Source organism: Novosphingobium sp. ERW19, from assembly GCF_012641315.1.
Lineage (GTDB): Bacteria > Pseudomonadota > Alphaproteobacteria > Sphingomonadales > Sphingomonadaceae > Novosphingobium.
Genome location: NZ_JABAIC010000003.1, coordinates 313781 through 331818, shown reverse-complemented (window position 1 = coordinate 331818; position 18038 = coordinate 313781). Strand labels below are relative to the sequence as shown.

Genomic DNA, 18038 nt, shown 5'->3' with positions numbered 1-18038 from the left:
CTTGAAACGTGTAGCCAAGATTGGCCGGGCGTTCTGCGATTGCAAGGCTCAGGCGAGGAATTTCCGCAGCTTCGTCCATTCGCCAAGCTTCGCCTCATAGGTCAGCGAGGCGTGCGCCGGACTGCTGGATGGCAGCCGCAGGAGTTCGAAGGTCCCTCCCCCGGCCAGTTGCTGCGTGCCGATGCTGGCCGACTTGGCACCGTTGAAGGCGATGCATCGCAGTTGCGGGAGGGCGGCTGCAAGAGTGGCCAGCGCATTGGGCGCGACATCACGAATGGCGGTATCGAGGCTGCCCGAACGCGTGGCCGAACCGATCGAATCCCACAGGCCGATGCGATGGGCGAGCAGGGTTTCGAGGCGGCGTTCATAGTCCTGCGCGACGAGATCGACGTCGATCACTGCGCCGACCAGCCGCCAGAACTGGTTGCGCGGATTGGCGTAATAGCGCGCGGCGGCAAGGCTCGCTTCACCCGGGAGACTGCCGAGGATGAGAACCCGGGTGTGCGGATCGGCGACCGGAGCGAAAGAGGATTTGCGGGTCGTCACGCAGGCGCCGGGGCCACTCCCGCCTGCGCGGCTTCATCCTTCGCGGGCGTGCCGCAGGTCATGCAGAAGCGGAAGAAGGCCATCTTGCGGGTGTTGCAGCTGTGGCAGTGGTCGAACAGGGTCATGCCGCAATGAACGCAGAAGTTGGCTTCGGCATCGCCGGTGGTCGAGATCGGGCGGTCGCAGCCGGGGCAGACCTTGGCGGCCATCTTCTTGAACGCCTCGTCATGGCTGACGCGGGCGCGGCGTTCCTTTTCGGCTTGCGCCTCGACTTCCTGCCGGTGCGCGAGATAGGCGCGCATGTTCTTGATGAGGAAGTGCCCGGCGGCGAAAGTCAGGATGATGCCTACGGCATAGCGGATGTAGCCGCCGTAGCTCGGCAGGTAGGGCACGAGCTCGACGAAGAACACGAACACGGCGGCAAGCACGAAGCCGCGCATCAGCGGCCAGTGATCGCTCTTGCGCTTCTTCACCACCATCCATGCGGCCAGGCCAAGCATTGGCAGGGTGATCAGCAGCCGCAGGCCGAAAACCCGCAGTTCCTGCCAGAACATCGCGCGCTCCTGCGCCGGGATAGCGTCGGAGATCAGCTGGTTTTCGCGCAGGCGCAGCGTGCTTTCGCGCTGGTCGAGCGGGGCGCGCTCGTTCTCGAGGTTTGCAATCGCCTGCTGGATGCTGCGTTCGTTGGCCTTGAGCTGTTCGAGTTCGCGGGTGCGGGCGAGAACTTCGGGGTCCTGCGCCGGATTGGTCGTGGCGGTGCGCGCGGCGATCCATGCCTTGAAGGTTTCGTTGGCGGTGCTGGACTGGCGCTGTGCCTGATCGAGCTGGAGGCGCTGGATTTCGAGCTTGTCGTCGATGGCAGTCTTGCTGTCGCCGATCTTGCGGATCTCGTCGCGGACCTGCCGGATCGCAGGGGAGTCGTCGGCGGGGGCGGTGTAAACCTGTTCCTCGACCATCGGCAGATCGCCGATGACGAGGTTGCCGAGGCCGACGATGAAACCGGCAAAGACGATGGAAACCGCCCAGAGCACGCCGCGATAGACGCGTTCGGGCACGCGCACGCCCTTGATCATGTCCATGGCTCACCCCTCCTTGGTTGAGGAGAGGCTAAGCTTCGACTGGGGTGTTGTAAATTGCTGGCAATAGCTGCCACGCAGTTCCCCCTCACACCGCTCACCCTGAGCGTGTCGAAGGGTGCTCCCGCGGCCGCTGCGCCGGATGCTTCGACAAGCTCAGCTCGAGCGGGTTTATTGGGGTTTGAGCAGGCTTACTTCTGGACCAGCGGGCTGACGGGATCGCGGGAGGATTCCCATTGCTGCCACTTGTCGCCAAGGCCAGTGTGATCAAGCGCGCCTTCGCGCATGGCGGCGGCGGCCTGTGCGGCGGGGAGCGGCGGGAGCGGGCCGTTGTCACCGAGCATGAGTTCGTCACCCAGCAGGCGGAAATCCTGCGGGCCGGGACGGAAGGCCTGCACCACGGTCATCACGCTGCCGCCGTACTGGACGACATCGATCACCAGCGCATCGACTTCGCCCGTGGGCGTCTCGACCTTGACCTGCCGGGCAATGGCGCAATCGGGCCATTGCGCCGCGCCGCCTCCGATGAAGGCGCGGGCGGCAGCGTCCTGATCCTTGGGGCTGGCGCCGTCAAACGTCTGAAGCTGGCGGCTGCCATCGGCGCGCATGCACAGCGACTGTGGCTGGTAGTGGCCGCCGGGCGGCAGGTCCGACGCCGTCCAGAACGCGTGGGCCATGAGGAACCCGGCTAGCTGGAGCGCGGCTGTCGGAAGGCCTGCCACGGGCGCGTCAGTCGATCAGCTTGCGCACGTCGGTCAACCGGCCGGTGACGGCGGCAGCAGCGGCCATCGCGGGGCTGACGAGGTGCGTACGGGCGCCGGGGCCTTGCCGTCCGACGAAGTTGCGGTTCGAGGTCGAAGCGCACCGTTCGCCTGCCGGGACCTTGTCCGGATTCATGCCGAGGCAGGCCGAGCAACCGGGTTCGCGCCATTCGAAACCGGCCTCGGTGAAGATCTTGTCAAGCCCTTCGTCCTCGGCCTGCTGCTTGACGAGGCCGGAGCCGGGGACAACGATTGCCCACTTGACGTTATCGGCCTTCTTGCGGCCCTTGAGGATGGCGGCGGCGGCGCGCATATCCTCGATCCGGCTGTTGGTGCACGAGCCGATGAAGATGTTCTGGACCTCGACGTCTTCCATGCGCTGGCCCGGCGTCAGGCCCATATAGGCAAGGCTCGCCTTGGCGGCTTCCTGCTTGGAAGGGTCGGCGAAGCTTTCCGGCGCGGGGACGAGGCCGCTGATCGGCAGGACGTCCTCGGGACTGGTGCCCCAGGTGACCGACGGCGCGATATCCTTGGCGTCGATCACCACGACCTTGTCATACGTGGCGCCGGGGTCAGTGGCGAGGCTCTTCCACCAGGCCACGGCCTTGTCCCAGTCCTCGCCCTTGGGGGCATAGGGGCGGCCCTTGAGGTAGGCGAAGGTCTTCTCGTCGGGCGCGCACAGGCCGGCGCGGGCGCCGTGTTCGATCGCCATGTTCGAGATGGTCAGGCGGCCTTCGATGGAAAGGTCGCGGATGACCTGCCCTGTATATTCGATGACCGAGCCGGTGCCGCCCGCCGCGCCGAGCACGCCGGTAATGTGCAGGACGACGTCCTTGGCGGTGACGCCGGGCATCAGCGTGCCTTCGACGCGCACTTCCATCGACTTCGACTGCTTGAGCAGCAGCGTCTGCGTGGCGAGCACATGCTCGACCTCGCTGGTGCCGATGCCGAAGGCCAGCGCCCCGAGGCCGCCGTGGCAAGCGGTGTGGCTGTCACCGCAGACGATGGTTGCACCGGGGAGCGAGAAGCCCTGCTCCGGCCCTACAACGTGAACGATGCCTTGTTCGGCGTCGGCATCGCCGATGTAGCGGATGCCGAAAGCGGGCGCGTTGCGCTCCAGCGCTTCGAGCTGCTGCGCGGACTCAGGGTCGGCAATCGGCACGCGCTGGCCGTCAGCGGTGCGGCGCGCGGTGGTGGGCAGGTTGTGATCGGGCACCGCAAGCGTGAGATCGGGGCGGCGCACCTTGCGACCGGCGGAGCGCAAGGCCTCGAAAGCCTGCGGGCTGGTCACTTCGTGGACGAGGTGACGGTCGATATAGATGAGCGCGGTGCCATCGTCGCGCTGTTCGACGACGTGGGCGTCCCAGATCTTCTGGTAGAGCGTGCGGGGGTTTGCGGTGTTCGACATGGCACAAGCGGTTAGGCCCGCCCTCCCCGCAATTCAAGCAGGAAAGGGCGGGCCGAGAGGCCCCAAGGCGCAATTTTGTTACGCCCCTGGAACATTATCCGCCAATCGATCAGCCGCGGCGCCCGTCACGATCCCACTTCTCGGCGCGAAGGCGCTGGGTAATGTTAGCAACGCGGCGTTCGAGCGTGCGGTATTCTCCCGACGACAGGCCGCGATCGGCGTAGCGGTTGTAGGTGGCCTTCAGGTCACGGGCATCGCGGCGCAGGCCCTGGGCTTCGCGCGGCGAGATGGCGCGGTTGCGCTGGGCGCGGTCGATGCGGTTGTCGAGCTGCCAGATGTCGCGGCGGATGTCAGCATTGCGGCCAGGCGTCATGTAGGCGGCCTCGGCGCGGTTGCTGCCGGGATAGCGGTCCTTGTCATGGGCGAGCGCCGGGGTGGCGACGCCTGCGACAAGGGTGGAAAGGACAACGGCGAGAACGGTCTTGCGCATGGGATAAGCTCCTCATTGGTCTGTGAGGAGAAAGTGCCGTCCGGCGGCTGAACGGCAGAAAAACGAGCCGTCGCGACTTTCGGGCAAAGTGTAAGAATGTGTCGCGGGGGCCGACGAGGCGGTGTAAGGGAGCGCCATGCAGACGCTTGTTGCCTTGTTCATCATTGTTGCCACGGTGCTGGTCATGGAATTCGTGGCATGGTCGAGCCACAAGTATGTGATGCACGGGTTCGGCTGGGGCTGGCATCGTGACCATCACGAACCGCACGACGGGTTCTTCGAGAAGAACGACCTTTACGCCGTGGTTGGGGCCGCGATCTCGATCAGCTTCTTCATCCTCGGCAGCCCGCTGGTGATGGGCGCGGAGGCATGGTGGCCGGCGACGTTCATCGGGCTTGGCGTGATGGCCTATGGCGCGATCTATACGCTGGTGCACGATGGCCTCGTCCACCAGCGCTGGTTCCGCTGGGTGCCGAAGAAGGGCTATGCCAAGCGGCTCGTGCAGGCGCACAAGCTGCACCATGCGACGATTGGCAAGGAAGGCGGGGTGAGCTTCGGCTTCATCTTCGCGCGCGATCCGCAGGTGCTGAAGAAGGAACTGCGAGCGCAGCGCGAGCGGGGGATTGCGGTGCTGCGGGACGCGGTGGATTGAGGCCCTAACTCGCCCAGATAAAGCGCACTACAGCCATAAATAACGCAAACACGTAGGCATATCCGAACCTGTCAAGGCGGACGAGCAGCCGACCACGCTTGTTTCGAGCCTTTCCAAGCAACGCCATGACGGCAGCGATTGCGAGCGGTGTGACTGCAAGGTTGATCGCGCGGAAAACGGGATTCCGGATCGCCGAGGCCGGAAACAGAAACAGGCTGATCGCGCCAGCGATCGCCCCCCAGAGAGCGTAACCGACAGTTGAAAGTACGGGCGAACGCGGCTTGCGCAGCGGATCGGCCATTGCTCGCAAGCCGAAATCTGCAAGTATCTCGGCGAGCACCTGCACGATAAGTTCGCCGAAAAACTGCAAGAAAATTTCGAAGAAAAACTCCATGGCCGGGCTAGATACTTAGGTTCTTAGATTCCACAAAGACCTGTTATTGCGATTTACGCCAACCTGATCTCGTTCAGGACGCCCTTGGCCAGATTGCGGAAGCGCAGGGCGTCGGAGACGGAGATGGCCTGATCGTGGGCGGCGGCGTTGCGCAGACGCCGCATCTCTTCGATCATGCCGACGGTGCGGGCGGGCAGGACGCCTCGCTTTTGCAGGCTGCGGCCTGCTTCGGAGGCATCGACGCTGGCGACAGCGTGTTCGCTGGCGAGCGATTGCAGCGCCTCCTCCACCCCCGCCCATGAATCGAGCACGGCGGCTCCGGGCGACAGGTCGAGCAGCTTGAGGAAGCGGGCGTGGTCGCCGGTCAGGGCGATTTCGGGGCCGTCAGGCTCGGGCGGCGCGGGACTGGCTTCGGACTCGAGGCGGTCGAGTCGCTGCGCAAAGCGGGCGGACTTGTCCCCCCAGCTCAGTTCATCGAGCCGCGCCAGCAGCGCGAGCAGCGGTCGGCGGAAGATCAGCGCGATGACCAGTGCGGACAGTGGCCAGGCAAGTGCGGTGACGAGACTGGCCGCAAAGGCGGGCCAATCGGTCCCTGAACCGGCGCTCTCGAGCGTGAGTTTGAACATGCCGACTCCGTAATCCGAGCAGGCAGGCAATCTATCTGAAATGGAACAAAAAGAGAACTTGCAATTCAGGCTATGGGTGCGACCCGGCTTCTCAGCCACTGCGAAAGCGGCCTTTCGAAAAGCAGATGGACAATCACGGCAGCAACGAGAGACATGACAAGAACCAGAACGACGAAGATTGCTTCCTCGGTTGCGCCGTAGGGCAGGCGAAAATGCCGCCAGACCATCTGGCTGACCATCATCACCGGCATGTGGACGATATAGAGGGCGTAGGAGATATCGCCGCCGAAGTTCCAGAACCGGGCATCCGATCCCCCAGATCTGGTGGGCACCAGCACCATCGCGGCAAGCAGAAGCCAACTGCCGCCGCCCCAGAACAGAACGCGCAGCCAGCCGCTCATGTCCGCCCCTGGCATGACGAGGGGCGAGAGGAGCAGGCTGGCGGCGAGCGCTAGCGCGCACAGGCGCACGCGCGGCTGGAATTGCCACCCTCCCCGGTAGATCAGCGCCAGCATCGTGCCGCCGGACAGTTCGAGGATGATCGGCGATGACCAGTTGGCGAGGGGCTGCGGCAGATCGAGCAATGATCCAGCCAGAACCAGCAGGAACAGGATGAATGCCGTGCGTCGGACAGTGGCAGAAGCATCCTTCGCCATTGCCAGCGCGACAACGAAATAGAACAGCATCTCGAAGTTCAGCGTCCAGCCCACCTCGAGCGGCGGCACGATGCGCCCGTGAGCGGTGTTCGATGCGTAAGGCACGAACAGCATGGCATGCACCATGCTCTGCCAATCGGGTGCGGGCGGGAAGCGCAGGCTCCACAGCAGCACGAACAGCAACCCCGCCCAGTACAGCGGAACCACGCGAATGATCCGACGCAGGGCAAATGTGCGAACAGCGCCGGCTTTGCCGAACAGTTTTTCTGACGACAGCACGATCACGAAACCGGAGATCACGAAAAACAGGTCGACGCCGAAGTTGCCGATCGCGGCCAATGCTGGTCGCTCCAGGCCGACACCGACGAACTGCCCGAGCCAGAATGCAAATATCTCGGCATGCATGCCGGCAACGGCAATGGCAGCAATGAAGCGGAGTGCCTGAATCGCAACGATGCGCTCCTGGCTCACTCTGCCCGCGTCCATATCCAGGTGCCGGTGATAGCCATGACCGCAGAGGGAATGAGCACCCAAGGCCAGCCTGCTGTCACGCCGGTCAGGACCACGCTGACGCCCATGGCGATCAGCGCGCCGGTCTTGGCCTTGCGCGAAATCGCGCGGCGCTCACGCCATTGGCGCAAGGGTGGGCCATAGCGCGGGTGGTTGAGCAGGCGCTGCTCCCAGGCGGGGTTGGAGCGGGCAAAGCAGAAGGTGGCAAGAAGCAGGAACGGGACCGTCGGCAGGATCGGCAGGAATGCGCCGATGGCCCCGAGCGCCACGCTGATCACGCCGCCTGCGAGATAGAGGTGGCGGCGCAAGTCCCCTGCCCTGCTGTCAGGCCGTGGCGGCGATGCGCGCGGCGTGCTCGCGCACCAGTGCGATCATGTTGGGAACGCCTTGGGTGCGGTTGGACGAGAGTTGCTTCTTGAGATCGAAGGGCGCGAGTTCTTCGGCAATATCCGTTTCGGCAACCTCGGCGGCGGGCCTGTCCTGTACGGCGGCAAGGACGAGCGCGACGATGCCCTTGGTGATCGCGGCGTTGCTGTCGGCCAGGAAGTGCAGTTTGCCGCCCTCGGCTTGTGTCGGATAGACCCAGACGCTGGCAGAACAGCCGCGCACCAGCGTGGCATCGGTCTTGAGCGCATCGGGCATGTCCTCAAGCTCGCGCCCGAGCTCTATCAGCAGGCGATAGCGTTCGTCGCCGTCAAGGAATTCGTACTCTTCGAGGATGTCTTCAAGGCTGCGCATGGGCACGCATTAGCGGTCAGTGCCGGGTGCGTCCATGGGCTGAGTGGGCAGAATCGGTTAGCACTTTCGAGCGTCATCCCGGCGAAGGCCGGGATCCACTCCGCTGACGTCATACCTAACCGCGAGGTCATGGGCCCCGGCCTGCGCCGGGGCGACGATGGTTGAGAGGTTGCACGCTAGCCAGAGATGCCACCGGGACGCGTGAGGGCGTACCAGATCACGTAGATCCACGAAAGCACGCCGTGGACCAGCGCCCAGACGATCGACTTGTGCAGGCTCCACGAAATGGTGATTGCGATGGCCGAACCGAGGCCGATGCCGGCCTTGGCGGCACCTTCGGTGTGACGGCTCACAGGTCCACGCCCGAGGCGATGGCCTCAAGCTTGCGCAGGCGTTCGCGCATATCGGCAAGTTCTATGAGGCTTCCTGCATCGCCAGTATCGGCGCGTTCGAGTTCCATGCGCTTGAGGGCCAGCCAGCCGTCCCAGCCGCGCAAGCCGGCTAAGGCGACCATGGCAAGGCCGGTGAGGCCCGACAGGGAAAGAACGAGATCGGAGGACATCAAAATGCTCCTTTCGTTAGCGGTAGCAGATTACCGATCGCGCAGGGATTCGATCTCGCGCGAGAGGCGGCGGGTTTCGCCTTCGTCGGTGGCAATGCGTTCGAGGACTTCGAGCCGCTTGCGCAAGTCCGAGACTTCACGTTCGAGGCTGGCGGTGTAGGCGGGGTCGATCGGCGGTTGCTGCATGATGCCCGCCCGATAGCGATCCCGGTTGGTGCGAATGATGACGAAGGCGATGATCGCGATGACCGCGACGATGGTTGATCCGGGGCCCACTTGTTGCGTCCTCAGTTGACCTTGACGTCGCGCAGGTTCTCGATCTGCAGCGCGAGGTCGGAATTGTTCTCGGTGGCGATACGTTCGAGCACGCGGACGCGCTGTTCAAGGCGCTCGGCCTGGGCGGCGTATTGGGCGGCCTTCTCGGCTGTCTGCTTCGAGAGCAGTTCCAGTTCGCGTTCCCTGAAAGCGAGACGACGCTTGTAGATGTCCGAGCCGATACCGAGCACGATCGGCAGGACGATGACCATGAACACCAGCGCCAGGATGACATCTTCGTTCATTGCATCTTCTCCTGAGCGGGGCGCAGTGCCTCGATCTGGCGGGAGATATCGAAGCCGCTGTCGGTGACGATGGCTTCGACATTGGCAAGGCGCTGGTGAGTCTTGTCCAACTGGTCGCGCAGGAAGGCGTTCTCCTCGCGGAGCTTGGCATAGGCCTCCTGATCGGCGCGATCGGTCTTGCCGCCCCATTCGTCCTCAAGGGCATAGCCGTGGCGCGCACGGATCCAGTTGTTGATCACCCAGCCGCCCGTGGAGATGGCGATGATTGCCAGGACGAATTCGGGGCCAGCCCAGTTCATTGCGGCCTCCGGTCTTCGAGCGCGGCCGTATCGCGGCGGAGCGCTTCGATCTGCGCGGCGGTATCGAAGCCCTTGTCGGTGACGATGGCTTCGAGGACACGGACGCGCTCTTCGAGTGCCCGGGTGTGCTGGGCGTATTGCGCGGCCTTCTCTGCGCTCAGTTCGGCTGTCGCATTGATCTGCATCTCCGCAATCTTGGTGCGGTGCTTGGTCCAGATCGCCACGATCGGGATCATCAGTGCGATGATCGGAATCAGAGGCCCAATAGTTTCAGGTCCCATGGCTCAAGTCCCCCTCAGGACGGTTGTGTTCTTAGCGCAGCTTCTCGATTTCGGCCGAGAGGCGCGGGTTCGAATTGACGTAGAAGCTTTCAACGTCGGCCAGGCGGCGGTCGATATCGCGGAATTCGGCGCGGACTTCGCGGGCGGTGCGGGCGGGCGACTGGCGGACGCGCTGCCAGAACTGCTGCTCCTGACGGTCACCGTAGAGGTTCGCAGGCTTCTTGTTCGCAAGGAAGCCGAGGGCAAAGTAGACCAGGAACGGCCAGCCCATCGAACATGCCAGGATCAGAAAGCCGAGGCGGACCCAGAGCACGTCAACCCCGGTGTAATCGGCAACTCCGGCGCAGACGCCCATGAACTTGCCGTTGACCTTGTCGCGATAAAAGCGGGTGCGGGGGCTGTTCACTTCGAGGTCCTTCCCTGTTCGGCGAAAAGGCGATCCAGTTCGCGCAGTTTCTGATTGTCGGTTTCGCGATCATGCACGATGCGTGCAGGCCGGAATTCGGGATTGTCGGCAGCGACGAGGCGCTCGACCGTGTCCATGCGCTCATCAAGGCGGCGGGCGAGCTGGTAGAGTTCTTCCAGCAGCGCCTCGTCCCCGTTGGTCAGCGTGGCTGCCGTTTTCCACTTGGTGATGTAGTGGAAAATGATCCACGGGAGGCCAAGGAAAATGGCAGCAATTGCAACGACGTCTTCCATGGCTCAGCCTTCCTTTCCGAGCTGGCGCTTCATCGCTTCGAGTTCCTCGTCGATCTTGTCCTGGCCGGCGAGCGCGGCGATCTCGTCCGCAAGGCTGGGGCGGGAATTGCCATCGGCGAGGCTGAGCGCATCGGCGCGGCCTTCGGCATAATCGACGCGGCGTTCGAGCTGGTCGAAGCGAGCCATGGCTTCATCGACGCGCTCGTTGGCGAGCAGCGAGCGCAGGCGGACGCGGTTCTCGGCGCTTTCGAGGCGCGCGGCGATCGCGGTCTGCCGGCTGCGGGCTTCGCGCAGGCGGGTCTGCAGCTTCTCGATGTCCTGCTCGTAGGCGCGCATCGCATCGTCGAGCACGGTGATCTCGGTCTTGAGCTGGTCGGCCATGTCGGCGGCCTTCTTCTTCTCGACCAGAGCGGCACGGGCAAGGTCCTCGCGGTCCTTCGACAGGGCGAGCTGGGCCTTTTCCGCCCAATCTGCCTGGAGGCGTTCCAGCTTGGACACGTGACGGCCCATCTCCTTCTGATCGGCGATGGTACGGGCAGCCGAGGCGCGGACTTCGACCAGCGTCTCCTCCATCTCCATGATGATCATCCGGATCATCTTGGCAGGATCGTCAGCCTTATCAAGCAAGTCGTTGAAATTGGCTGCAATGATGTCGCGCGTCCGCGAGAAGATACCCATCAGGTTTACTCCGGGATTGAAGAGGGGGCGGGATTGGCCATTCCCGCCACCATTGCTGAAATTGCGCAGGCGATCCAGTTCCGCATCGAGGCGGGTGGTGCGGGCACCTTCCACGCGCTCGGAGCGAATCGGGGTAAGTTCGTCGGCCATCATGCCAGCTCACCGGTGATGGCGGCGGTGGAAGCCATGACGCTGGGAACCGCGTTCACCTGCTGGGTCAGGGCAAAGCAGCACATCACGACCATCGCACCGATGCTGGCGAGGCTGGCGCGGCCGAGCGAGGTGGAGAAAAAGCGGGCGGTGTACATTTTCGTGACCTTTCGGCGGGTTACTTGTCAGTTGGTCCGGCTTGCCGCCGGGTTGTTCATGGTAGAGCAAGGGGTGTGCCAAACTGCGAAGGGCGCAGAATTCCGCCACTTTTCACGTGTCACCCACCTTTAATGTTGGGAATTCTTGCTGAGACTTGGGAAAATGCGCTAAACATGCGGCATGGACAGGGAGGTTCAATTTATTGGGCAATCGGGCGCGTTCCTCGACGCGGTCGAACGCGCCAGCCGCGCCGCACCAATGCGCCGCCCGGTGCTCGTCATCGGCGAACGCGGGACCGGCAAGGAACTGATCGCCGAACGCCTCCACCGCCTGTCGACGCGCTGGCAGGAACCGCTGGTAACGATGAACTGCGCGGCCCTGCCCGAAACGCTGATTGAGGCCGAACTGTTTGGACATGAGGCGGGCGCGTTCACGGGCGCGACGCGGGCACGAACCGGTCGGTTCGAGGAAGCCGACAAGGGCACGCTGTTCCTGGACGAACTGGGCACGCTTTCGATGGGCGCGCAGGAGCGCTTGCTGCGCGCGGTGGAATATGGCGAGGTTACGCGGATCGGTTCAAGCAAGCCCGTGCGCGTCGACGTGCGCATCGTGGCGGCGACCAACGAGGATCTGCCCAAGCTGGCCGAACAGGGCCGCTTCCGCGCCGACCTGCTCGACCGGCTGAGCTTCGAGGTGATCACCCTGCCCCCGCTGCGCGTGCGCGAGGGCGACATCGCTGTGCTGGCCGACTACTTCGGGCGGCGCATGGCGGCAGAACTGCACTGGGATTCCTGGCCTGGTTTTGCAGCATCGGTGCAGAAGGCGATGGAAGACTACCTCTGGCCCGGCAACGTGCGCGAATTGCGCAACGTGGTGGAACGCGCGGTATATCGCTGGGACGACTGGACGCAGGCCATCGGCCACGTCCAGTTCGATCCGTTCGAAAGCCCGTGGAAGCCAGCCGCATCGATGCGGCCGGAGGTGGCGGAAAGCGAGGCTGCGGCACCGGTGCGCGTTGCCGCTCCTTCCGCCGACTTCGACAGCGTGGCCGACTTGCGCGCGGCGGTTGATGCGCACGAACGCGCCATCGTCGAGCATCACCTCGGCCGCAACCGCTACAACCAGCGCCAGACCGCCAAGGCGCTGGGGCTGACCTACGACCAGTTGCGCCATTGCATGAAGAAACATGGCCTGAGTGACAAGACTTGAGCGAGAAGGCCTGAGCGACAAGACTGGAGGTTTCGCTTGTCGCGCAAACCCACTAACGCCTCAAATCGATGTCTCTCACCCGCCTGACCTTGCGCGATTTTCGCAACCATGCCGCGACGCGGCTTGAGGGGATGCGCGCGTTCAACGTGCTGGTGGGGGAAAACGGAGCGGGCAAGACCAATGTGCTCGAGGCTATCAGCCTGCTGGCGCCGGGGCGCGGGCTGCGGCGGGCGCAGCCTGCCGAGATGGCGGGGCGCGATGGGTCTGGCGGGTTTGCAGTGGCGGCGGAGATCGAGGACGGGGCCGTGCAGATCGGCACGTCGACCGCGCACGAGGCGCCAAATCGCCGGTTGGTGCGGATCAATGGTGCGGAAGGGCCGGCGGCACGGCTGGGGGAATGGCTCTCGATCACCTGGCTGACGCCGGCGATGGACCGGCTTTTCGCAGAAAGCGCCGGATCGCGGCGGCGCTTTCTCGATCGGCTGGTGCTGGCGCGCGAGCCTGCCCATGCGCGCAATGCCACGCGCTATGAAACCGCACTGCGCGAGCGCAACCGGCTGCTGGGCGAGCCTGTCGAACCTGATCCGCTGTGGCTTGACGGTATCGAGACGCAGATGGCCGAAAGCGGTGCAGCCATGGCGGCGGCGCGGGCCGCACTTGTGGCAGACCTTGGCCGCGTGCTGGAAAGCGTTCCCGAACAACCCTTTGCGCGGCCTTCTTTGGTCTATGCCAGCGATGTGCCGGTCGAGGCCGATGCCCTGCGCAACCTTTTGCGCGAGGGGCGGCGTCGGGATCGCGCGGCAGGGCGATCGCTCAGCGGCCCGCATCGCGATGATCTTGCCGTGACGCTGGCGACCAAGAACGCGCCTGCCGCCGATTGCTCTACGGGTGAGCAGAAGGCAATGCTGATCGCCATTGTCCTCGCCCACGCGGAACTGACGGCGGGGGAGCGCCCGCGCCTGCTGTTGCTTGACGAGATTGCCGCGCACCTCGACCCGGTCCGGCGCACGGCACTGTTCGAGCGGCTGGGATCGAGCGGAGCGCAAGTGTGGATGACAGGGACCGAGATGGCACCGTTTGCCGAGATCGCCGGGTCAAGCGCCGTGTGGGCGGTGCGCGACGGGTTGGTCGAGCGAGTCTGAGCGCTATTCCGCAGTGGCCGCTTTAAGCGCCTCTGCCACCTGGCCCCTGGTCGCCGCGACGATCCTGTCAACGCCCTGGGCGTTAGGGTGGACATTGTCTTCCAGCATCAGGCTCTTGTTGCCAAGGACGGGGGCGAGGAAAAACGGGACGAGGCCTGCCTTGTGCTTCTTGGCCAGATCGGGCCAGATCGGGTTGAATTGCTTCTGGTAGTCCGCGCCCAGATTTGGGGCAGCGAGCATTCCCGTAAGCACCACGGGGATGCCGCGCTTGTCGAACTCGGTCAGGATTGCATCAAGGTTGGCGCGGGTCTCCGCCGGGGGCAGCCCCCGCAACATGTCGTTGCCACCGAGGCCGACAAGCGCGAGGCTCGGTTTCACCGGTTGGTTGTCGAGCGTGAACTGGAGGCGCTGAAGGGCCGCCGCGGTGGTATCTCCCGAGACACCTGCATTGACGACTTTGACGGGAACGCCGCCCGCATTGAGCGCCGCTTCAAGGCGCGGCGGATAGCCCTCGCCCGGATCAAGCTGGTATCCCGCATAGAGGCTGTCGCCGAATGCGAGGATGACAGGGGCATTGGCCGGAACCGGTGCCTGTGCCTGCTCCTGCGCCTGTGCGGCTTTGGTGGCGGCCGGTTCAGGGGTCTTCTCGGGCGAGCAGGCGGCAAGAACAAGGGTTGCGGCAAGAGCGAAGCGGCGCATTGAAACTCCATGGGCGCGCCCCCAAGTGCCGGTTGCACGCTGCAACCAATCTATGCCACGTGAGGCCTGTGACAAGCTCCCCCCTTTCAAGTTCATCGGCGCCGGTAATCGCCGCTTCGGCCCTTACCCTATCGCTCGGCAGCGGGGAGGCAGAGGTTCAGATCCTTCGCGGCATCGACCTGACGGTGGGCGCGGGCGAGACGCTGGCGTTGCTGGGGCCATCAGGCTCGGGCAAGTCATCGTTGCTGGCGATCCTGTCCGGCCTGGAGCGCGCGAGCGGCGGGTCGCTCAATGTCGCCGGGGCGGATTTCACCGCGCTGGACGAGGACGGCCTTGCCGCCGCGCGGCGCGGGCGGATCGGCATCGTGCTGCAGGCTTTCCACCTGCTGCCGACGATGACCGCACTCGAGAATGTAGCGACGCCGCTGGAACTGGCGGGCCAGACCGACGCGATGACACGCGCCGAAGCGGAACTGGTAGCTGTCGGCCTCGGCCATCGCCTGCACCACTACCCGACGCAGCTTTCAGGCGGCGAGCAGCAGCGCGTGGCGATTGCGCGGGCACTCGCGCCCAGTCCCGCCATTCTGTTCGCCGACGAGCCGACCGGCAATCTCGACCATGCGACCGGCGAAGCGGTAGCCGACCTGCTGTTCGCGCGGGCAGCGCAGGCGGACGCGACGTTCATCATGGTCACCCATGACGAGGCGCTGGCGGCGCGCTGCGGGCGCATCGTGCGGCTGGCCGATGGGCAGATCGCTTCGGACGTTTCTTCGTGAACCTTTCGTGGAGTGCCGCCTGGCGGCTCGCGCGTCGCGGACTGGACTGGCGGTTCAAGGGACTTCGCCTGCTGCTGGTGTGCCTGGTGCTGGGCACGGCAGCGCTTTCGGCCATTGGTACGCTGACCGGCGCGATCGAGCGCGAACTGGAGACGCGCGGGCGCGAGATGCTGGGCGCGGATCTCGAATTCACCTTGGCAGCGCGCCAGCCATCGGCAGAGGAACGGGCAGCCATCGCCGCGATGGGCGAGCTTTCCGAAGGCGCGCGGTTGCAGGCGATGGCACGGGTGCCGGATGACGAGACGCGCACGACGCCGGTCGAGTTGAAGGCAGTCGATGCAAAGTGGCCGCTTTACGGGCGGTTCACGCTGGAGGGCGGCAAGGTTGCCGGCGCGCCGGATGGCATGACTGCATGGATAGCACCGGGTGTTGCCGACCGGCTTGGCGTGAAGATTGGCGACAAGCTGCGCGTGGGCGAGGCCGAACTTGTCGTTGGCGGGGTGATCGGGTCGGAGCCGGACCGGCTGGCTGAGGGTTTTTCGCTCGGGCCGACGGTGATCGTCAGCAAGGGCGCGCTTGCGGCATCCAAGCTGGTGCAGCCGGGATCGATGGTGCGGAGCAAGCTGCGCCTGAAGCTGCCGGCGGGCGCCGACGCGCTGGCGCTGGGCGAGAGGGTGAAAGCGCAGTTTCCGCTGGCGGGCTATGAGGTGCGGACGCGCGACAAGGCCTCGCCGGGACTGGACCGTTTCGTTTCGCGGATGGGGCAGTTTTTGGTGCTGGTTGCGCTCGCGGCGCTGGCGATTGCCGGCATCGGCATCGGCAACGGGGTGAATTCCTACCTCGAAGCGCGGCGCGGGAGCATTGCCACGCTCAAGATCCTCGGCGCTTCGAGCCGGGACATTGCGCGGATCTATCTGCTGCAGTTGGCCGCCGCTGCGTCGCTGGCCATTCTCGGCGGACTGGTGATCGGGGTGAGCATCACGCCGTTGATCGCCAGGGCGCTGCAAGGGCTGCTGCCGATCGAGGCAGGGTTTGTGCTCGATTGGGGCGCTCTGGCGATTGCTGCGGCCTATGGGGCCTTGATTGCGCTGACTTTTGCCGCTCCGCCCTTGACCAGGGCCAAGGCGTTTCCAGCGATGGCACTGATGCGGGCGCGGGTAAGTCCATTGGCGGGCGGCTGGAAGGGCGCAGCACTCCCGGTCGCGCTCGGGCTTGGCGGGATTGTGGCGCTGGCGGTGCTGACTGCACCGCAGAAGCTGCTCGCCGCCGGATTTCTGGGCGGGGCGGCTGTGCTGTTCCTCCTGCTGTCGGCGCTCGGGTGGGGCCTGCAGCGGCTGGCAGCACGGCTGCCCCGGCCCAAGGGCGCGATTGCGCGGATGGCGCTGGCGAACCTGCACCGTCCCGGCGCGCAGACTTCGGCGCTGGTGGTGGCGTTGGGCTTTGGCCTCGCCGCCTTCGTCCTACTGGCAGGCGTGCAGACCAGTCTTGACGGCAATATCGCATTGCGGGTGCCTACCCGCGCGCCGGACTACTTCGTTCTCGACCTGCCGCAGGGCAAGACCGGCGAGTTTGACCGGATCGTTCAGCGTGCCGCGCCCGAAGCTATGGTTCGCAAGGTCCCTGCCCTGCGCGGTTCGATCGTTGGCTATGGGCCAGCAGATGCGATGACGCGGGTGGCCGATCTCAAGGAAATACCCGACAACGCTTGGCCCCTGCGCGGCGATCGCGGGCTGACTTATGCCGACGAAGTGCCCGAAGGCAATGTGCTCACTGCAGGTGAATGGTGGCCCAAGGCCTATTCTGGCGAGCCATTGGTGTCGGTCGACGACGACCTGCGCGAGGCGCTCGGGCTGAAGCTGGGCGACCGGATCGCGGTCTCGATCCTCGGGGTCGAGCGCAGTGCGAAGATCGCCTCGTTCCGCCGGATCGACTGGGAGAACATGGGCTTCAACTATGTGCTGGTGTTCAGCCCCAACGCCATTGCCGATGCTCCGCACAATCTGGCTGCCACGATCAGCCTCCCGGAAGGCGCGAAGACACCGGACGTGCGCCGAGCGATCCTTGGCGGGCTGGTCAAGGCCCTGCCTTCAAGCTCGGTGATCGAGATCGGGCCGGTGCTGGGGCAGGCGCGCGAGATCCTGTCGCAGATGGGAGCGGCCATCCTTGCCGCGGCGAGCGTGGCGATCCTTGCCGGGATGGCCGTGCTGGCAGGCGCGATTGCCGCCGCGCGCGAACGCAAGACCTACGACAACGTCATCCTGCGCGTGCTGGGAGCGAGCCGCAGACAATTGCTGGTGCTGCTCGTGGCCGAATACGGGCTGCTCAGCGCGCTTCTGGCGGGCGTGGCGCTGATGCTGGGCACGGGCGTGGCCTGGAGCGTGATCGTGCTGCTGTTCGAATTCGACTGGCTGCCCGACTGGCCGCGCATCCTGGGCGTTCTGGGCGCGGGCGTGGCGCTGGTGATGGTGCTGGCGGTTGCCGGCTCGGTCGGGCTGCTGCGAACCCGACCGGCACAGGTGCTGCGCGAGCTTTAGGAAAATACGTCCGCTGGCGTCGGGTTCTTGGGATCAGGTCCGAAGCGGTTCGGGCCGCGCGTGCCATCGAGGCACATCAGCACGAAAATGGCGAACCAGCCGAGGAACGGGATGATCCACAGCAGCAGAAGCCAGCCGCTGCGGTCCTGATCGTGAAGGCGCCGCACCGACACGGCAAGACCCGGAACGATGGAGGCGAGCCAGAACAGCCCGCCGATCCATCCTCCTGCCCCGACCAGCCGGGAACCGTACACGAACGCGCCCTCGCCTTGTGTCACTTCGTTGGTGCCGAAGACCACGTTCAGCGCCACCATCACCAGCACATAAAACAGTGTGAAGCCCCAGTATTCCCTGCGCCGTGACCGGCCGGCAAATTCGGCGTAGCGGCGATAGGGCAGGATCATCCAGTTCATCGCAAAGTCGCCTTGCCTTG

General features: G+C 65.0%; 27 protein-coding genes. 5 read left to right on the top strand and 22 right to left on the bottom strand.

The features are described 5' to 3' along the window. Positions 1-48 precede the first annotated feature (48 nt). The 5 genes from HGI46_RS07680 to HGI46_RS07660 form a co-directional block, all read right to left on the bottom strand. Complete coding sequence (locus HGI46_RS07680; protein WP_168903700.1) at positions 49-546, bottom strand: DNA-deoxyinosine glycosylase; 498 nt, start codon at positions 544-546, stop codon at positions 49-51. Further along, entirely contained in the window at positions 543-1625 is a 1083-nt protein-coding gene (locus HGI46_RS07675) for a zinc ribbon domain-containing protein (RefSeq protein ID WP_240946633.1), read from the bottom strand. Before HGI46_RS07675 ends, HGI46_RS07680 begins: the two co-directional genes overlap by 4 nt. A 188-nt stretch (positions 1626-1813) precedes the next feature. Then, on the bottom strand, positions 1814-2344 hold the full coding sequence (locus tag HGI46_RS07670; RefSeq protein ID WP_162895986.1) for a hypothetical protein: 531 nt from the start codon (positions 2342-2344) through the stop codon (positions 1814-1816). A gap of 7 nt (positions 2345-2351) precedes the next feature. Then, positions 2352-3791: a 3-isopropylmalate dehydratase large subunit gene (gene leuC / locus HGI46_RS07665; RefSeq protein WP_168903699.1), complete on the bottom strand. Its 1440-nt coding sequence runs from the start codon at positions 3789-3791 to the stop codon at positions 2352-2354. A gap of 109 nt (positions 3792-3900) precedes the next feature. Beyond that, positions 3901-4281 (bottom strand): hypothetical protein, encoded by a 381-nt coding sequence (locus HGI46_RS07660; RefSeq protein WP_168903698.1) that lies wholly within the window; start codon positions 4279-4281, stop codon positions 3901-3903. 136 nt (positions 4282-4417) lie between these two features. Between HGI46_RS07660 and HGI46_RS07655 the strand changes: the two genes are divergently transcribed. Continuing rightward, positions 4418-4933, top strand: coding sequence for a sterol desaturase family protein (locus HGI46_RS07655; RefSeq protein WP_168903697.1), 516 nt, complete (start codon positions 4418-4420; stop codon positions 4931-4933). 4 nt (positions 4934-4937) lie between these two features. Here the strand turns inward: HGI46_RS07655 and HGI46_RS07650 are convergent, their stop codons facing one another. From HGI46_RS07650 to HGI46_RS07580, 15 genes are all read right to left on the bottom strand, one after another. After that, positions 4938-5327, bottom strand: coding sequence for a hypothetical protein (locus HGI46_RS07650; RefSeq protein ID WP_168903696.1), 390 nt, complete (start codon positions 5325-5327; stop codon positions 4938-4940). A 53-nt stretch (positions 5328-5380) separates the two neighbouring features. Further along, complete coding sequence (locus HGI46_RS07645; RefSeq protein ID WP_168903695.1) at positions 5381-5953, bottom strand: hypothetical protein; 573 nt, start codon at positions 5951-5953, stop codon at positions 5381-5383. A 65-nt stretch (positions 5954-6018) separates the two neighbouring features. After that, entirely contained in the window at positions 6019-7080 is a 1062-nt protein-coding gene (locus tag HGI46_RS07640) for an acyltransferase (protein ID WP_206065594.1), read from the bottom strand. Continuing rightward, positions 7077-7427, bottom strand: coding sequence for a YbaN family protein (locus HGI46_RS07635; protein WP_168903693.1), 351 nt, complete (start codon positions 7425-7427; stop codon positions 7077-7079). The genes HGI46_RS07640 and HGI46_RS07635 overlap by 4 nt, the downstream gene beginning before the upstream one ends. 16 nt (positions 7428-7443) lie before the next feature. Further along, positions 7444-7857, bottom strand: a complete 414-nt coding sequence (locus HGI46_RS07630; RefSeq protein WP_168903692.1) for a SufE family protein — start codon at positions 7855-7857, stop codon at positions 7444-7446. Between the two features lie 176 nt (positions 7858-8033). After that, complete coding sequence (locus HGI46_RS07625) at positions 8034-8210, bottom strand: hypothetical protein (RefSeq protein ID WP_168903691.1); 177 nt, start codon at positions 8208-8210, stop codon at positions 8034-8036. Continuing rightward, entirely contained in the window at positions 8207-8419 is a 213-nt protein-coding gene (locus HGI46_RS07620) for a hypothetical protein (protein ID WP_118073414.1), read from the bottom strand. Before HGI46_RS07620 ends, HGI46_RS07625 begins: the two co-directional genes overlap by 4 nt. 30 nt (positions 8420-8449) lie before the next feature. Continuing rightward, entirely contained in the window at positions 8450-8695 is a 246-nt protein-coding gene (locus tag HGI46_RS07615) for a hypothetical protein (protein WP_118073413.1), read from the bottom strand. Positions 8696-8706: 11 nt separating this feature from the next. Next, positions 8707-8979 carry a hypothetical protein gene (locus HGI46_RS07610; protein ID WP_168903690.1) on the bottom strand — a complete coding sequence of 91 codons (273 nt, stop codon included), beginning with the start codon at positions 8977-8979 and terminating at the stop codon, positions 8707-8709. Further along, positions 8976-9278 (bottom strand): hypothetical protein, encoded by a 303-nt coding sequence (locus HGI46_RS07605; RefSeq protein ID WP_168903689.1) that lies wholly within the window; start codon positions 9276-9278, stop codon positions 8976-8978. The genes HGI46_RS07610 and HGI46_RS07605 overlap by 4 nt, the downstream gene beginning before the upstream one ends. Beyond that, positions 9275-9559 carry a hypothetical protein gene (locus HGI46_RS07600; protein ID WP_118073410.1) on the bottom strand — a complete coding sequence of 95 codons (285 nt, stop codon included), beginning with the start codon at positions 9557-9559 and terminating at the stop codon, positions 9275-9277. The genes HGI46_RS07605 and HGI46_RS07600 overlap by 4 nt, the downstream gene beginning before the upstream one ends. 31 nt (positions 9560-9590) lie before the next feature. Further along, positions 9591-9965: an envelope stress response membrane protein PspC gene (gene pspC / locus HGI46_RS07595; protein ID WP_039337341.1), complete on the bottom strand. Its 375-nt coding sequence runs from the start codon at positions 9963-9965 to the stop codon at positions 9591-9593. Further along, a complete protein-coding gene (pspB, locus tag HGI46_RS07590; protein ID WP_039337340.1) occupies positions 9962-10258 on the bottom strand; it encodes an envelope stress response membrane protein PspB in 297 nt (98 codons plus the stop codon). Before pspB ends, pspC begins: the two co-directional genes overlap by 4 nt. A gap of 3 nt (positions 10259-10261) precedes the next feature. Continuing rightward, the gene (pspA, locus tag HGI46_RS07585) at positions 10262-11086 is read right to left on the bottom strand and encodes a phage shock protein PspA (RefSeq protein WP_346766690.1); all 825 of its coding nucleotides are present in this window, start codon (positions 11084-11086) and stop codon (positions 10262-10264) included. Then, a complete protein-coding gene (locus tag HGI46_RS07580; protein WP_162895982.1) occupies positions 11086-11244 on the bottom strand; it encodes a hypothetical protein in 159 nt (52 codons plus the stop codon). The genes pspA and HGI46_RS07580 overlap by 1 nt, the downstream gene beginning before the upstream one ends. A 181-nt stretch (positions 11245-11425) precedes the next feature. On the opposite strand from HGI46_RS07580, the gene pspF reads away from it, so the two are divergent. Then, a complete protein-coding gene (gene pspF, locus HGI46_RS07575) occupies positions 11426-12454 on the top strand; it encodes a phage shock protein operon transcriptional activator (protein ID WP_168903688.1) in 1029 nt (342 codons plus the stop codon). Between the two features lie 68 nt (positions 12455-12522). Then, positions 12523-13596, top strand: a complete 1074-nt coding sequence (gene recF, locus HGI46_RS07570; protein ID WP_168903687.1) for a DNA replication/repair protein RecF — start codon at positions 12523-12525, stop codon at positions 13594-13596. Between the two features lie 3 nt (positions 13597-13599). Here recF and HGI46_RS07565 read toward each other — a convergent pair whose 3' ends face one another. Beyond that, positions 13600-14295: an arylesterase gene (locus HGI46_RS07565; protein WP_168903686.1), complete on the bottom strand. Its 696-nt coding sequence runs from the start codon at positions 14293-14295 to the stop codon at positions 13600-13602. Positions 14296-14363: 68 nt separating this feature from the next. Between HGI46_RS07565 and HGI46_RS07560 the strand changes: the two genes are divergently transcribed. Further along, on the top strand, positions 14364-15071 hold the full coding sequence (locus HGI46_RS07560; RefSeq protein ID WP_168903685.1) for an ATP-binding cassette domain-containing protein: 708 nt from the start codon (positions 14364-14366) through the stop codon (positions 15069-15071). Then, positions 15068-17605, top strand: a complete 2538-nt coding sequence (locus HGI46_RS07555; RefSeq protein WP_168903684.1) for an FtsX-like permease family protein — start codon at positions 15068-15070, stop codon at positions 17603-17605. The genes HGI46_RS07560 and HGI46_RS07555 overlap by 4 nt, the downstream gene beginning before the upstream one ends. Here the strand turns inward: HGI46_RS07555 and HGI46_RS07550 are convergent. Next, the gene (locus HGI46_RS07550; RefSeq protein WP_168903683.1) at positions 17602-18018 is read right to left on the bottom strand and encodes a DUF805 domain-containing protein; all 417 of its coding nucleotides are present in this window, start codon (positions 18016-18018) and stop codon (positions 17602-17604) included. The two genes, HGI46_RS07555 and HGI46_RS07550, sit on opposite strands and share 4 nt — an antisense overlap. Positions 18019-18038: the final 20 nt, after the last annotated feature.

What these genes read in the sequence shown, in the direction of transcription:
- HGI46_RS07675 (WP_240946633.1), bottom strand. Translation starts at nt 1,625, where the DNA reads ATGGACATGATCAAGGGCGTGCGCGTGCCCGAACGCGTCTATCGCGGC.
- HGI46_RS07645 (WP_168903695.1), bottom strand. Translation starts at nt 5,953, where the DNA reads ATGTTCAAACTCACGCTCGAGAGCGCCGGTTCAGGGACCGATTGGCCC.
- HGI46_RS07620 (WP_118073414.1), bottom strand. Translation starts at nt 8,419, where the DNA reads ATGTCCTCCGATCTCGTTCTTTCCCTGTCGGGCCTCACCGGCCTTGCC.
- recF (WP_168903687.1), top strand. Translation starts at nt 12,523, where the DNA reads ATGTCTCTCACCCGCCTGACCTTGCGCGATTTTCGCAACCATGCCGCG.
- pspF (WP_168903688.1), top strand. Translation starts at nt 11,426, where the DNA reads ATGGACAGGGAGGTTCAATTTATTGGGCAATCGGGCGCGTTCCTCGAC.
- HGI46_RS07660 (WP_168903698.1), bottom strand. Translation starts at nt 4,281, where the DNA reads ATGCGCAAGACCGTTCTCGCCGTTGTCCTTTCCACCCTTGTCGCAGGC.
- pspA (WP_346766690.1), bottom strand. Translation starts at nt 11,086, where the DNA reads ATGGCCGACGAACTTACCCCGATTCGCTCCGAGCGCGTGGAAGGTGCC.
- HGI46_RS07605 (WP_168903689.1), bottom strand. Translation starts at nt 9,278, where the DNA reads ATGAACTGGGCTGGCCCCGAATTCGTCCTGGCAATCATCGCCATCTCC.
- HGI46_RS07550 (WP_168903683.1), bottom strand. Translation starts at nt 18,018, where the DNA reads ATGAACTGGATGATCCTGCCCTATCGCCGCTACGCCGAATTTGCCGGC.
- HGI46_RS07610 (WP_168903690.1), bottom strand. Translation starts at nt 8,979, where the DNA reads ATGAACGAAGATGTCATCCTGGCGCTGGTGTTCATGGTCATCGTCCTG.
- HGI46_RS07565 (WP_168903686.1), bottom strand. Translation starts at nt 14,295, where the DNA reads ATGCGCCGCTTCGCTCTTGCCGCAACCCTTGTTCTTGCCGCCTGCTCG.
- HGI46_RS07630 (WP_168903692.1), bottom strand. Translation starts at nt 7,857, where the DNA reads ATGCGCAGCCTTGAAGACATCCTCGAAGAGTACGAATTCCTTGACGGC.
- leuC (WP_168903699.1), bottom strand. Translation starts at nt 3,791, where the DNA reads ATGTCGAACACCGCAAACCCCCGCACGCTCTACCAGAAGATCTGGGAC.
- HGI46_RS07580 (WP_162895982.1), bottom strand. Translation starts at nt 11,244, where the DNA reads ATGTACACCGCCCGCTTTTTCTCCACCTCGCTCGGCCGCGCCAGCCTC.
- HGI46_RS07650 (WP_168903696.1), bottom strand. Translation starts at nt 5,327, where the DNA reads ATGGAGTTTTTCTTCGAAATTTTCTTGCAGTTTTTCGGCGAACTTATC.
- pspB (WP_039337340.1), bottom strand. Translation starts at nt 10,258, where the DNA reads ATGGAAGACGTCGTTGCAATTGCTGCCATTTTCCTTGGCCTCCCGTGG.
- HGI46_RS07600 (WP_118073410.1), bottom strand. Translation starts at nt 9,559, where the DNA reads ATGGGACCTGAAACTATTGGGCCTCTGATTCCGATCATCGCACTGATG.
- HGI46_RS07655 (WP_168903697.1), top strand. Translation starts at nt 4,418, where the DNA reads ATGCAGACGCTTGTTGCCTTGTTCATCATTGTTGCCACGGTGCTGGTC.